The organism is Streptomyces sp. NPDC097129 (assembly GCF_055668065.1).
The window spans coordinates 189909-202491 of record NZ_JBVOQE010000009.1 but is presented as its reverse complement, the minus strand read 5'-3'; the positions used below and the strand labels follow the sequence as shown (position 1 = coordinate 202491).

Sequence of the window (12583 nt, the reverse complement as noted above, 5' to 3'; positions counted from 1 at the left end):
ACCCTGGAGGCGTGTCCATGACCGACCGTGTCGTCCCGCCCGGCGGCCGCCGCCGTCGCCGGCCCACCAAAGCGGGCGTCGTCCTGTCCGAGGAGCTGATCGTCGCCACGGCGCTGCGCCTGATCGAGGAGCACGGCGCCGAGGCCCTCTCGGTACGCCGGCTCGGCCGCGCGCTCGGGGCCGACCCCAGCTCCCTCTACCGCTACTTCCGGCACACCGACGACCTGATGCTCGCCGTCGCCGACGAGCTCATCGGTGAGACGCTGCGCACCTGGCGGCCCAGCGGCGACTGGCGGGCCGACCTGCGCGACCTGGGACTGCGGATGCACGCCGGAGCACTCGCTCATCCGCGGGCGGCCGTGCTCAGCGCCCACCGCGTCACCGGGCGCGAGCACGAGATCGCCGCCGTGGAGGCCATCCTGGGCGTGCTGCGCGGCGCCGGCTTCCCGGACGTGGACGCCGTACGCATCTACCACGCCTTCGCCGACCAGGCGCTCGCCTTCGGCGCCCTGGACTCCGCGGGCGTCGCCCTGCCGCCGGCCGCCCGGGAGGCGGAGACCGCGGTGTGGCGGGCCACCTACGCCCGTCTGCCGACGGACACCCACCCGCACATCGCCGCCACCGCCGGCCACCTGATCGCCACCATGCGGCACAGCTCCTACCCGGCCGCCCTGGACCTGCTGCTGACCGCGGCGGCGGCCCGGCTGGCCGAGGTGCGGGGAGGGACGGGGGAGCCGGGGGCACGAGCGCAGCCGGACGAGCCGGGGCGCTGACGACGCGCCTGTTGCGCGGGACGCGGGGAGGCGGGGAGGCGGGGAGGCGGGGTCAGTCCTCGGGCGTCCGCCCGACCCGTACCGCGCCGACCGGTCGCCGGTCGACGGCGACGGGGACAGGGGTGGAGAGCCGGGGGCGCGCGGAGTCATACCCCAGCGGGCCGCGGTGACCTCCGCGCGCGGCGCCCTCCGCGCCGGACGCGGTGGTGGCCGCCGACAGAGGCCGGGGCCGTTCGCCGGGGCCGTTCGGCCGGCACCCACCCCCTCCTCGCCCGCCCCCTCGACGCGCCGACCGGGCTCCGGAAGGGTGTGGTCAGGGTGCGGCCGGGGGAGCGGCGGCCACACTGGTGGCATGACCACAGCAGCCCCCCGCACCGCACAGCAGCGCAAGCGCGACACCCTGCACCGCCTCGAACACGACGTCGACGCCTGGGTCGCGACCGCCGCCGAGGACGGCGCGGCGCCCCACCTGGTCCCGCTGTCGTTCGTGTGGGACGGCGCCACGCTGCTGCTCGCCACCCCCGCCGCGAGCCGCACCGGGCGCAACCTCACCACCACCGGCGTCGCCCGCCTCGGCATCGGACCCACCCGGGACGTCGTCCTCGTCGAGGGCACCGCCACGGCCGTCGAACCGCACGACCTGCCGGAGGAGGACGCCGAGATCTTCGCCGCCCAGACCGGCTTCGATCCTCGCGAACTGGGCACGCCCTACCGGTACTTCCGGGTGCTGCCCCGCCGCATCCAGGCCTGGCGGGAGGCGGACGAACTCGACGGCCGGGACGTGATGCGCGACGGCCGGTGGCTGGTGACGGACTGAAACCGGGGTATCCGCAGGTTGGGGGCGGACCGAGCCGCCCCGCGTGATGCGACCCGCGGAGGAGACATGGCCCTGTTCACGGCCGGAGTCGTGGTGCTCGACTGCGCCGAACCGGAGAAACTCGCCGAGTTCTACACGGCGTTGCTCGACGCCGAGCAGGTGGAGGCGACCGCCAACCGAGTGGAGATCCGCGCCGAGGAGGGCACCCGGCTCGCCTTCCGCCGCGACATGAACGCGACCCCGCCGAGCTGGCCGCGCCCCGAGAACTCGCTCCAGGTACACCTCGACTTCCTGGTCGAGGACCTCGACGAGGCCGAGCGCCGGATCGTCGGCCTGGGCGGGCGTCCGCTGGAGACCAAGGACGCCTCCGGCCCGTACGAGGAGCGCGGTTACGCCGATCCGGCCGGCCACTCCTTCACCCTGCGCCTCGTCGCCCCCACCGCGCCGAAGCTCGGCTGAGCGGAGGGGGCGAGGGCGGCCCGGCAGGTCCCGGCGGCGAGGGCGGCCCGGCAGGTCCCGACGGCAACGCCGGCCCACCAGGACCCGGCAGGGGCTGGGCCGGTCAGTCGCGGCCGCCCGGGTCCTGCACCGGCCAGACACCGGTCGAGCGCTCGATGGCCTTGGCGCCCGTGCGGTCCACGGCGCTGCGCACCGCGGCGAAGATCGCACCCTGGACCGCGGCGGCCAGCAGGATCTCGCCCCAGCCGCGGTCCGGGTCCAGCGCGTCGGGCGCGTCGTCCTCGTGCCGGATCAGCTTCCACGTCTTCTGGAACGCCAGACCGGCCAGGGCGCCACCGGCCCAGCCCAGCACGAAGCCGACGGGCTTGTAGGCGAGGGGGAGCGTCTTTTTCTTCTTCTTGGCCACAGGGTCTCCTTCGGTGTGGGTGTCGCAGCGGGGGACTGCGGGGTCAGAGCCGGGGGTCAGGGACGGCCACGCGCCGGCACCTCCTCCCCGGGCCGTACCGGCCCCGGCGCGGTCCCGTTCCCGAACGGCCGGCCGCCCAGCCGCTCACGGTGATGGGGCGTCAGCCAGCCCGCGAGGTCGGGACCGAGCGGCACGATGCCGGTCGGGTTGATGCCGGTGTGCACCTGGTGGTAGTGCCGCTTGATGTGGTCGAAATCCACCGTGTCGCCGAAGCCGGGCGTCTGGAACAGGTCCCGGGCGTAGGCCCACAGCACCTCGTTCTCGGCCAGCTTCCACCGGTTGCACTTGAAGTGACCGTGGTAGACCGCGTCGAAACGCACCAGCGTGGTGAACAGCCGGATGTCGGCCTCGGTGATCGTGTCCCCGACCAGATAGCGCTGCCGCTCCAGCCGGGCCGTGAGCTTCTCCAGCCGCTGGAAGACGGCGGTGCAGGCGGCCTCGTACTCCTCCTGCCCGGTGGCGAACCCGGCCCGGTAGACGCCGTTGTTGACGTCCTCGTAGACCTCCGCCATCACCGTGTCGATCTCCTCCCGCAGGTCCCGCGGGTACAGATCGGGCGCCCCGGGGCGGTGCAGCGCCCGCCACTCGGTGGCCAGGTCCAGCGTGATCCGCTGGTAGTCGTTGGTGACGAGGCGGCCGCTCGGCACGTCCACGATCGCCGGGACGCTCACACCGCCCGGGTAGCCGCTCTCACGCCGGTCGTAGGCCTCGCTGAGGTAGCGGATGCCGAGCACCGGGTCGCGGCCGTCCGGATCGAGGGTGAAGCGCCAGCTGCGGTCGTCCTGGATCGGGTCGGTGATCGCCATCGGCAGCGCGTCCTCCAGCCCGAGCAGCCGCCGCGAGATCACCGCCCGGCTCGCCCACGGGCAGGCCCGGCTGACCACCAGGCGGTAGCGCCCGGCCTCCACCGGCCAGCCGTCGCGGCCGTCCGCGGTGATCCGGTCCGCGAAATGGCTCTTCGACCGGCGGAACGCCTTCCTGCCGTACGCGCTGTTGCCGTCGCCGTCCCGCCCCATGACCCGCTCCTCACTTCCGCCGGGGGTGCGATCCTGCCCTTCTGCCTTCCCCGGGTTCCCCGAAACACCTCACCGCCACGGTGTGATCCCCCACGGCCGGGGCAACCGCCTCTCTGTGAGCCGTACACCCACGCAACGTGACAGAGAGCGCTCGGCGGACCGCAGGACGCGGGTCACCGTCCTGGTGGCGCTCGCGGCCAACCTTGTCATCGCGGCCGCCAAGGCGGTCGGCGGTCTGCTGGCGGGCTCGCCCGCGCTGCTGTCGGAGGCGGCGCACTCAGTCGCCGACAGCCTCAACGAGGTCTTCCTGCTGGCCGCGCTGCGCCGCAGCCGCCGTCCCGCCGACCGGCGCCACCCCTTCGGCTACGGCAAGGAACGCTTCTTCTGGTCGCTGCTCGCCGCCGTCGGGATCTTCGTGATGGGCGGCTGCTTCTCCGTCTTCCAGGGCGTCGAGGCCCTGCGCGACGGCGCGCAGGAGAGCACCGGCGGGTACGTCGCAGGCCTGGTCGTCCTCGGTGTGGCCCTGCTCGCCGAGGGCGTGTCGCTGCTGCGGGCCGTGCACCAGGTGCGCGGGCAGGGCGGCATGGCGGCGGGACTGCGCGATCCGGCGCTGCGCACGGTCGTCGCCGAGGACGGCACCGCGGTGCTCGGCGTCACCCTGGCCATGGCCGGGATGGCGCTGCACATGGCCACCGGGCAGGTCGCCTACGAGGCCGCCGCGTCCTTCGCCATCGGCGCGCTGCTGGTCTGCGTCGCCTACCACCTCGGCCGCGAGGCCCGCGACCAGCTCATCGGCGAGGCCGCCGACCCCGAGGCGAGCGACCGCATCAGGGACCTGCTCGCCGGGCAGCCGGAGATCGACAGCGTGGAGGCCCTGTTCAGCATGAAGACCGGGCTCGACTCCGCGCTCGTGGCCGCGCGCATCGACCTGGTGCCGGGACTGGACAGCGAGCGGGTGGAGGAGGTCGCGGTGCGCATCAAGGGGTCCATCGCCGACGCCGTGCCCGAGGCGGCGCAGATCTTCCTCGACATCACCGACCGCGCCGCGCGCGAGTCATACGAAAGCCCCGCCGCGACGGGGGAACGCGGCGGGGCCTGACACTCACGTGCCCGCCCCGCGCCGGACCATGCGCACCCACGCGGAAATTTTCCCCGGGGTACGGCGGGTGCCGCGCACTGGGCCGGGCGGCCGTCTCATCCGGTCGGTTCGAGGACGAACACCGGGATCGCGCGGGACGTCCGCGTCTGGTAGTCGGCGTACGGCGGGTACGCGGCGACCGCCCGCTCCCACCACTCGGCCTTCTCCGCGCCGGTGACCTCACGGGCCGTCATGTCCCACTTGCGCGGACCGTCCTGGAGCTCGACCTGGGGGTGCGCCTTGAGGTTGTGATACCAGACCGGGTGCTTCGGCGCGCCGCCCTGGGACGCGACCAGGGCGTAGCGTCCCTCGTGCTCGACGCGCATCAGCGGCGTCTTGCGGATCCTGCCGCTCTTCACGCCACGGCTGGTGAGGATGATCACCGACAGGCCCGTGTCCTGCAGCGTCGTCCCCCGAGTCCCGCCGGAGCTCTCGTACAGCTCCACCTGCTCGCGCACCCACTGCGTCGGGCTGGGCTCGTACTCGCCCTCCAGAGGCATGGCATCGGTCCTTTCGTCGCGTCGTACGCCACTGCTGCTCGCGTGGGTGTGCAACAGCGGTACGCGGGCGTTCATTTCCGGTGGCCGGGCCCGACGTACTGGACTGGAGGGTTCCGGCCAGATTCCCCGGTTCCCCGAAGTGGCCGAACTTCGCGTCGCCGCATAGATGCCTGAGGCATCTAATGAAGATCGGAACGACGTACCCATCGTCTGCGAGGTCTTCCATGACGGACTTGACGCACCAGCCGGAACCCGTCGCCTTCCCGCAGGACCGCACCTGCCCCTACCACCCGCCCACCGCCTACGACCCGCTGCGCGCCGGCCCCCCGCTGGCCCGGGTCACCCTCTACGACGGCCGTCCCGCATGGCTGGTCACCGGGCACGCCGTCGCCCGTGACCTCCTCGCCGACCCCCGGCTGTCGACCGACCGCACCCGGCCGGGCTTCCCCGCGCCCACCCCCCGCTTCGAGGCGGGCCGCCACCGCCGGGCGGCGCTGCTGGGCGTGGACGACCCCGAGCACCACACGCAGCGGCGCATGCTGGTGCCCCGCTTCACCCTCAAACGGGCCAACGAGTTACGGCCGGACATCCAGCGGATCGTCGACGGCCTGCTGGACGCCATGGTCGCCCAGGGACCGCCCGCGGAACTGGTCGGCGCGTTCGCACTGCCGGTGCCCTCGATGGTGATCTGCGCGCTGCTCGGTGTGCCGTACGCCGACCACGAGTTCTTCGAGGAGCAGTCGCGGCGGCTGCTGCGCGGTCCGGGCGTCGAGGACGTGCTCGCGGCCCGCGACCGGCTCGAGACGTACCTCGGTGATCTGGTCGACCGCAAGGCCAAGGACGTGGAGCCCGGCGAGGGCGTCCTGGACGAGCTGGTCCACCAGCGGCTGCGCACCGGCGAGGTGAGCCGCGCCGATGTCGTCGCGCTGGCGATCATCCTGCTGGTCGCGGGCCACGAGACGACCGCCAACATGATCTCCCTGGGCACCTACACCCTGCTCCAGCACCCCGACCGGCTGGCCGAACTGCGCGCCGATCCGGGGCTGCTGCCGACCGTGGTGGAGGAACTGCTGCGGATGCTGTCCATCGCCGACGGGCTGGTGCGGCTGGCCGTCGAGGACATGGAGGTGGCCGGGACCACGATCCGGGCGGGCGAGGGCGTGCTGTTCGCGACGTCGGTCATCAACCGCGACGCGACGGTCTACGCCGACCCGGACCGCCTGGACTTCGGCCGCTCGGCCCGCCATCACGTGGCCTTCGGCTTCGGCATCCACCAGTGCCTGGGCCAGAACCTCGCCCGCGCCGAGCTGGAGATCGCCCTGCGCACCCTCTTCGAGCGGCTGCCCGGCCTGCGGCTCGCGGCTCCCGCCGAGGAGATCCCCTTCAAGCCCGGCGACACCATCCAGGGGATGCTGGAACTCCCCGTGACCTGGTAAGAGGCTGACGCACCATGCGCATCCACATCGACAGGGACGTCTGCATCGGCGCCGGCCAGTGCGCTCTGGCCGCCCCCGACGTCTTCACCCAGGACGACGACGGCTTCAGCACCCTCGTCCCCGGCCACGACGGCACCACCCCCGACCCGATGACCCGCGAGGCGGCCCGCGCCTGCCCGGTGGGGGCGATCAGCGTGGAGTGAGCGGGAAGCTGAGAGGCCGCAGCCGGGGCGTCCCCGCGGGCCCGTCACCGCCCACGCACCGCGGACCCCGCCGAGCTGAGCCTGGCCGCCGTACCCCCGTCCGGGACCGGCGTTCGGCGGGGCGCGCGGGCCCCGGTGCCCCGGCGGTGGCTCACCTCGCCCCGACGAGGGTCCGGGCCGCCTCGCGGGCCGCGTCGGCCGGATCGGTGCGGCCGGTGACGCCGGCCGTCACCATGGCGCCCTCGGCCAGCAGAAACAGCTGCCCCGTCAGCTCCGGCTCCAGTCCCGCCGCCGCGACCAGCCCGGCGAGATAGTCCCGGAACGCCCGCTTGTGCGCCCGGACCTGACGCGCCACCGCCTGCGAAGTGGCCCCCAGCTCGCCGTAGGCGTTGATCCACGCGCAGCCGCGGAAGCCCTCCTCCCCGAACCAGTCGCGCAGCCAGTCGAACACGGCCAGGATGCGCTCGCGCGGGTCGTCGTGCCGCTCCACGTGCGCGGCGAGCCGTCCGCGCCAGCGCGTGTCGCGCTGCTCCAGATACGCCTCCACCAGCTGTTCCTTCGACGGGAAGAGCTGGTAGAGCCGCTTGAGCGAGACGCCCGAGGCGGCTCGGACGTCGTCCATGCCGACCGAGCGCACACCGCGCCGGTAGAACAGCTCCTCCGCGGCGTCCAGGGCCCGGGCACGGGCGGCCGCGCTGTCGACGGACACGGGGCATCACTCCTCGGTACTTCCCCGACACGGCGGAGAACAGGGGACGTTGACCTGAGAACGATCGTTCGCTACCTTAGCCGACCAGGTGGAGAACGATCGTTCTCCCTGTCGTTCCACCGAGGAGGAGACCATGGCCGAGCGCCCGCCCCTGCCCCCGTTCACCCGCCGGACCGCGGCCGGGAAGGTGCAGGCCGCCGAGGACGCCTGGAACACCCGGGACCCGCGCAAGGTCGCGCTCGCCTACTCCGAGGACTCCGTGTGGCGCAACCGCGACACCTTCCTCACCGGACGCGCAGAGATCACCGCCTTCCTCACCGCCAAGTGGGCCCGCGAGCTGGACTACGCCCTGCGCAAGGACCTGTGGGCCTTCGACGGCAACCGCATCGCCGTCCGCTTCCAGTACGAGTGCCACGACACGGGCGGCCAGTGGTGGCGCTCCTACGGCAACGAGCTGTGGGAGTTCGACGAGCACGGCCTGATGACCCGGCGCGAGGCGAGCATCGACGACGTACCGATCGAGGAGCACGAGCGCCGCATCCACGGCTCGCGCCCGGACAGCGAGCGCGGCCGCACCTTCCCGCTCCGCTAGCCCCAGGACGGGCGCGGCCGCGGACTCGCGATCTTCGAGTGCGCACGAAGACCTAGGCTCGGAACGTCAGCCGCCGACGAAGGCAGGAGCAGCAACATGCAGTACGTGAAGCTGGGTTCGACAGGTCTGGACGTCTCCCGGATCTGCCTGGGGTGCATGACCTACGGTGTCCCGGACCGCGGCACGCACGAGTGGACCCTGGACGAGGAGGCCTCCCGGCCGCTCATCCGCCAGGCCCTGGACGCCGGGATCACCTTCTTCGACACCGCCAACGTCTACTCCGACGGCACCAGCGAGGAGATCGTCGGCCGGGCGCTGAAGGACTTCGCCCGCCGTGACGACATCGTGCTCGCCACGAAGGTGCACGGCCGGATGCGCCCCGGCCCCAACGGCGGCGGGCTGTCCCGCAAGGCGATCATGACCGAGATCGACCACAGCCTCACCCGCCTGGGCACCGACTACGTCGACCTCTACCAGATCCACCGCTGGGACCCGCACACGCCCATCGAGGAGACGATGGAGGCCCTGCACGACCTCGTGAAGGCGGGCAAGGTGCGCTACATCGGGGCGAGTTCGATGTACGCCTGGCAGTTCTCCAAGGCGCAGTACACGGCCGAACGGCACGGCTGGACGAAGTTCGTGTCGATGCAGAACCACTACAACCTCCTCTACCGCGAGGAGGAGCGCGAGATGCTGCCGCTCTGCGCCGACCAGGGCGTGGGCGTCCTGCCGTGGAGCCCGCTCGCCCGCGGGCGGCTCACCCGCGACTGGGGCACCGTCACCGACCGCAGCACCACCGACAACTTCGGCAACACCCTCTACCAGGAGGGCGACCGGGCCGTCGTCGAGACCGTCACCCGCATCGCGGACGAGCGCGGTGTCTCGCGCGCCCAGGTTGCCCTGGCCTGGCTGCTCCAGCAGGACACGGTGACCGCGCCGATCATCGGGGCCTCCAAGCCGCGTCACCTTGAGGACGCGGTGGCCGCCGTCGACCTCACGCTGACGGAGAAGGAGATCGAGGAGCTCCAGCAGCCGTACGTGCCGCACCCGGTCGCCGGTCACTGATCCGACGGACGTCGCCGGGACGGCTCAGGCGCCGGTGCCGGGAACGAACGGCGTCAGCGACACCGTCGACGCGTTGCCGCCGACCGGCACCGGGCCGCCCCGCCATGCCACCTTCAGTGGCTCTCGCTCGTCGGGCGGGGTGACGAGCAGCGCCGCCGGAGTGGCCGTACGGGCCTCGCTGACCTCGGGGTTGGAGAAGGTCAGCCCGGCCCAGGCGCTGCGGCCCGGCGCCAGCGTCACCTTCGCCGGCGCCGATCCGTCCCCGCGCCGCGGGTCGGCGCCCAGCTGCCGTCCGGAGGCGTCCACGAACGCGGCGCCGGGGAAGCCGTACACCGTGCAGGTGCGGGCGGAGGTGTTGGTCAGCACGACGGGGAAGTTCTCCTGCCCGGCGCCCGGGTCGTTGCGCCCGACCGTGGCGCGCAGGTCACCGGTGCGGCAGCGGGACGACGGCACGGGCGGCGCGGACGTCGTGGCCGGCTCCGCGGTCTGCGCGGGCCCGGGGTTCGTCGATCCGGTGGGCTCGGTGGTCACCGGGCGGTTCGACCGGGTGGGTCCGGCGGAGCCGGTGGCGGTCGTCGCCGGCGGCTGCTGCGCGGTGCTCGCGGCCGTGCCGCCGCCGTCACCGCCGCCGCAGGCGGTCAGCGCGCCCAATGCGGTGAGCGCGCTGACGACCAGGACGGGAAATCGCGTGTACGGGGCCATGCTGGACGTCTGCCCCGGGCGCCCCGGCCCGATGCGGGGCGCGCGCGGCTTCACTCCGCCAGTCCCTCCGTCAGGCCCTCGGCAAGCCCCGCGGCGAGTCCCCCGGGCAGTCCCTCGGCGAGTCCCTCCTCGTGCAGCGCCAGCTCCGCCCAGATGGTCTTGCCTTCGGTGGTGTGCCGGCTGCCCCAGCGCTGGGTCAGCTGCGCGACCAGCAGCAGTCCTCGTCCGCCCTCGTCCCAGGTCTTCGCCCGGCGCAGGTGCGGGGCGCTGTGGTTGGTGTCGGACACCTCGCAGATGAGGGTGGTGTCGTCGTGGATCAGCCGCAGCCTGATCGGCGGCGCGCCGTACCGGATGGCGTTGGTGACCAGCTCGCTCACCACCAGCTCGGCCGTGAACGTCGTATCGCTCAGCGACCAGGCGGCGAGCTGGTCCACGACCTGCTTGCGGACCGGCGCGACCAGCGACGGGTCGGCCGGGATGTCCCAGGTCGCCACCTGCGCGGCGGGCAGTCCCTGGGTGCGCGCCAGCAGCAGGGCGACGTCGTCGGCGGCGCCGCCCGGCGGCAGCAGCGTGTGCAGGATGTGGTCACAGGCCTGGTCGAGGGAGTCCGCGTCGTCCTCCAGCGCGTCGCACAGCATCCGGTGGCCGGCGTCGACATCGCGCTCCCGGGACTCGATCAGCCCGTCCGTGTAGAAGGCCAGCACGCTGCCCTCGTCGAGGTCCAGTTCGGTGCACTCGAACGGCAGCCCGCCCACGCCCAGCGGGGGACCGGACGGCAGGTGCACCCGGCGCGCGTGACCGCCCGGGGGGAGCAGTACGGGCGGCGGATGCCCGGCCCGGGCCAGCGTGCAGCGGCGCGAGACCGGGTCGTACACCGCGTACAGACAGGTCGCGCCGACCTCGCCGGGGCTGCCCTCGCCGCCGGCCTCCTCCGACAGCCGCAGCACGAGATCGTCGAGGTGGGTGAGCAGTTCGTCGGGCGGCAGGTCGATGTCGGCGAGCGTGCGCACGGCGGTGCGCAGCCGGCCCATGGTCGCCGAGGCCTGCACCCCGTGCCCGACGACGTCCCCGACGACCAGCGCCACCCGCAGCCCGGACAGCGGGATGACGTCGAACCAGTCGCCGCCCACCCCGGAGCGGGCCGCCGGCAGATAGCGGGAGGCGGCCGCGACGGCGGCGCTGCGCGGCAGGGAGCGCGGCAGCAGGCTGCGCTGCAGGGCCAGGGCGGTCTCCCGCTCGCGCGAGTAGCGGCGGGCGTTGTCGATGGAAAGAGCGGCGCGGGCGGTGATCTCCTCCGCCAGCAGCGCGTCGTCCTCGGTGAACGGGTCGGGGTGGCGGAAGCGGTGGAAGACGGCCACGCCGAGCGTGGAGCCGCGGGCCTGGAGCGGAGCCGCCATCGTGGAGTGCACACCGTACTGACGGAACAGGCGGTGGCGGCGTTCGTCCCAGGACAGCCACTGCTCCAGGTCGGTGGAGGGCGCGGACAGGACGATCGCCTGGCCCGCCAGCAGCGCCGCGGCCTGCGGTGAGGGCGCCGGGTACTCCTCGGCCTCGCCCGGCGCGGTCACCGCACCGGGGCTGCCGGGATTCACCGAGTGGTGGGCGGCCCGGCGCAGCAGGACCGGCGGAACCAGCCGGGCCGGCGGCTCCCCGCCGTACTGCTCCGGGTCGAGGAGGTCGACGCTGACGAAGTCGGCCAGCACGGGCACGCACACGGCCGCCAGCTCGTGCGCGGTGCGCGAGACGTCGAGGGTGGTGCCGATGCGGACGCTGGCCTCGTTGACCAGTTGCAGCCGCTCCCGGGACAGGTACTGGTCGGAGAAGTCGTGGGCGGCCACGCACACCCCGCGCACCCGGCCCTCGGCGTCGGTGACCGGGGCCATCCGGGCGAGCCAGGCGCGTGGCCGGCCCGTACCGGCGACCCGCAGCCGCGTCTGGGCGTCGAGCGGCCGGCCCGTGGTGAGCACCTGCACGAGCCGGTGTTCCAGGTCGTCGCTCTGCGGGTTCCCGCCGATCTCGGCCAGTCTCAGTCCGCGCACCCGCTCCTCGGGCAGTCCGACGAGGTCCGCCATGGCGTCGTTCATCCGGTGCAGCCGCAGCCGTTCGTCGAACAGGGCGAGGGCGCAGGGGGACTGCACGAGCGCCGCCGCGTCCAGCGGGTCGTCGGAGGAGCGGGGGCCGGCCGCGTCCAGGGGGGTGACCACCAGCCACTGGCCCGGTTCCCCGTCGCGGGGCCGCAGGCGATGGGCGAGCACCCAGACCTGGACCGTACGGCCGTCCCGGTGGCGCAAAGTCACCGTTCCGTCGAGGCGTGGTTGCGCCGGACGGGGCGACGGACCCGCCGGGTCGGCCAGCAGGCGGGCGGCGGGCCGGCCCACCACGTCCGCCGCGGCCCAGCCCAGCAGGCGCTGCGCACCGGCGTTCCACCCGGTCAGCGTGCCGTCGTCGGCGATGACAGCCCGGGCCGTCGCGGCGTCGTCGAACGGGTAGTCCGGGCTCATCCTCGCACTCCATTGCGCACACTCACAGTGAACGGTGTGTCACTCGGTTCCAGAGTAGTGCGTCCCCGCCACGCGCGGTCGAGAACCCTCCCCCTTTGTAGACGTCGTCCGGCCCAGGGCAAGAGCGAATTCGGCCGACCTCGCGCGTCGCGGCGTCCGGTCAGAAAGCGATGACCCGACTCTTGACGCACAACGGAGGCACGGCG

The 12583-nt window shown here is 73.5% G+C and carries 14 protein-coding genes; 8 read left to right on the top strand and 6 right to left on the bottom strand.

What is annotated here, in order from left to right:
* The first annotated feature begins 17 nt into the window (after positions 1–17).
* The 3 genes from AC0B9F_RS25595 (at position 18) to AC0B9F_RS25585 (ending at position 2049) form a co-directional block, all read left to right on the top strand.
* Positions 18–773, top strand: a complete 756-nt coding sequence (locus AC0B9F_RS25595) for a TetR/AcrR family transcriptional regulator (protein WP_472006447.1) — start codon at positions 18–20, stop codon at positions 771–773.
* A gap of 352 nt (positions 774–1125) precedes the next feature.
* A complete protein-coding gene (locus tag AC0B9F_RS25590) occupies positions 1126–1590 on the top strand; it encodes a pyridoxamine 5'-phosphate oxidase family protein (RefSeq protein WP_472006446.1) in 465 nt (154 codons plus the stop codon).
* A 66-nt stretch (positions 1591–1656) separates the two neighbouring features.
* A complete protein-coding gene (locus AC0B9F_RS25585) occupies positions 1657–2049 on the top strand; it encodes a VOC family protein (protein WP_472006444.1) in 393 nt (130 codons plus the stop codon).
* A gap of 103 nt (positions 2050–2152) precedes the next feature.
* Here AC0B9F_RS25585 and AC0B9F_RS25580 read toward each other — a convergent pair whose 3' ends face one another.
* Together AC0B9F_RS25580 and AC0B9F_RS25575 are read right to left on the bottom strand one after the other, a co-directional pair.
* On the bottom strand, positions 2153–2455 hold the full coding sequence (locus AC0B9F_RS25580) for a DUF4235 domain-containing protein (protein ID WP_472006442.1): 303 nt from the start codon (positions 2453–2455) through the stop codon (positions 2153–2155).
* A gap of 56 nt (positions 2456–2511) precedes the next feature.
* Positions 2512–3531, bottom strand: a complete 1020-nt coding sequence (locus AC0B9F_RS25575) for a glutathione S-transferase family protein (RefSeq protein WP_472006441.1) — start codon at positions 3529–3531, stop codon at positions 2512–2514.
* 82 nt (positions 3532–3613) lie between these two features.
* On the opposite strand from AC0B9F_RS25575, the gene AC0B9F_RS25570 reads away from it, so the two are divergent.
* Positions 3614–4630: a cation diffusion facilitator family transporter gene (locus tag AC0B9F_RS25570; RefSeq protein ID WP_472006439.1), complete on the top strand. Its 1017-nt coding sequence runs from the start codon at positions 3614–3616 to the stop codon at positions 4628–4630.
* Positions 4631–4725: 95 nt separating this feature from the next.
* On the opposite strand, the gene AC0B9F_RS25565 is transcribed toward AC0B9F_RS25570, so the two are convergent.
* On the bottom strand, positions 4726–5169 hold the full coding sequence (locus AC0B9F_RS25565; RefSeq protein ID WP_472006438.1) for a nitroreductase family deazaflavin-dependent oxidoreductase: 444 nt from the start codon (positions 5167–5169) through the stop codon (positions 4726–4728).
* 224 nt (positions 5170–5393) lie between these two features.
* Between AC0B9F_RS25565 and AC0B9F_RS25560 the strand changes: the two genes are divergently transcribed.
* Positions 5394–6605: a cytochrome P450 gene (locus tag AC0B9F_RS25560; protein ID WP_472006436.1), complete on the top strand. Its 1212-nt coding sequence runs from the start codon at positions 5394–5396 to the stop codon at positions 6603–6605.
* 14 nt (positions 6606–6619) lie between these two features.
* The gene (locus tag AC0B9F_RS25555) at positions 6620–6808 is read left to right on the top strand and encodes a ferredoxin (protein WP_472006434.1); all 189 of its coding nucleotides are present in this window, start codon (positions 6620–6622) and stop codon (positions 6806–6808) included.
* A gap of 151 nt (positions 6809–6959) precedes the next feature.
* Here AC0B9F_RS25555 and AC0B9F_RS25550 read toward each other — a convergent pair whose 3' ends face one another.
* Positions 6960–7517, bottom strand: coding sequence for a TetR/AcrR family transcriptional regulator (locus AC0B9F_RS25550; protein WP_472006432.1), 558 nt, complete (start codon positions 7515–7517; stop codon positions 6960–6962).
* 133 nt (positions 7518–7650) lie between these two features.
* Here AC0B9F_RS25550 and AC0B9F_RS25545 point away from each other — a divergent pair, with 133 nt between their 5' ends.
* Complete coding sequence (locus AC0B9F_RS25545) at positions 7651–8109, top strand: nuclear transport factor 2 family protein (protein WP_472006430.1); 459 nt, start codon at positions 7651–7653, stop codon at positions 8107–8109.
* Between the two features lie 96 nt (positions 8110–8205).
* The gene (locus AC0B9F_RS25540) at positions 8206–9174 is read left to right on the top strand and encodes an aldo/keto reductase (protein WP_472006429.1); all 969 of its coding nucleotides are present in this window, start codon (positions 8206–8208) and stop codon (positions 9172–9174) included.
* A gap of 24 nt (positions 9175–9198) precedes the next feature.
* Here AC0B9F_RS25540 and AC0B9F_RS25535 read toward each other — a convergent pair whose 3' ends face one another.
* Positions 9199–9876, bottom strand: coding sequence for a DUF4232 domain-containing protein (locus tag AC0B9F_RS25535; RefSeq protein WP_472006427.1), 678 nt, complete (start codon positions 9874–9876; stop codon positions 9199–9201).
* Between the two features lie 50 nt (positions 9877–9926).
* Positions 9927–12377: a SpoIIE family protein phosphatase gene (locus AC0B9F_RS25530; RefSeq protein WP_472006423.1), complete on the bottom strand. Its 2451-nt coding sequence runs from the start codon at positions 12375–12377 to the stop codon at positions 9927–9929.
* Positions 12378–12583 lie beyond the last annotated feature (206 nt).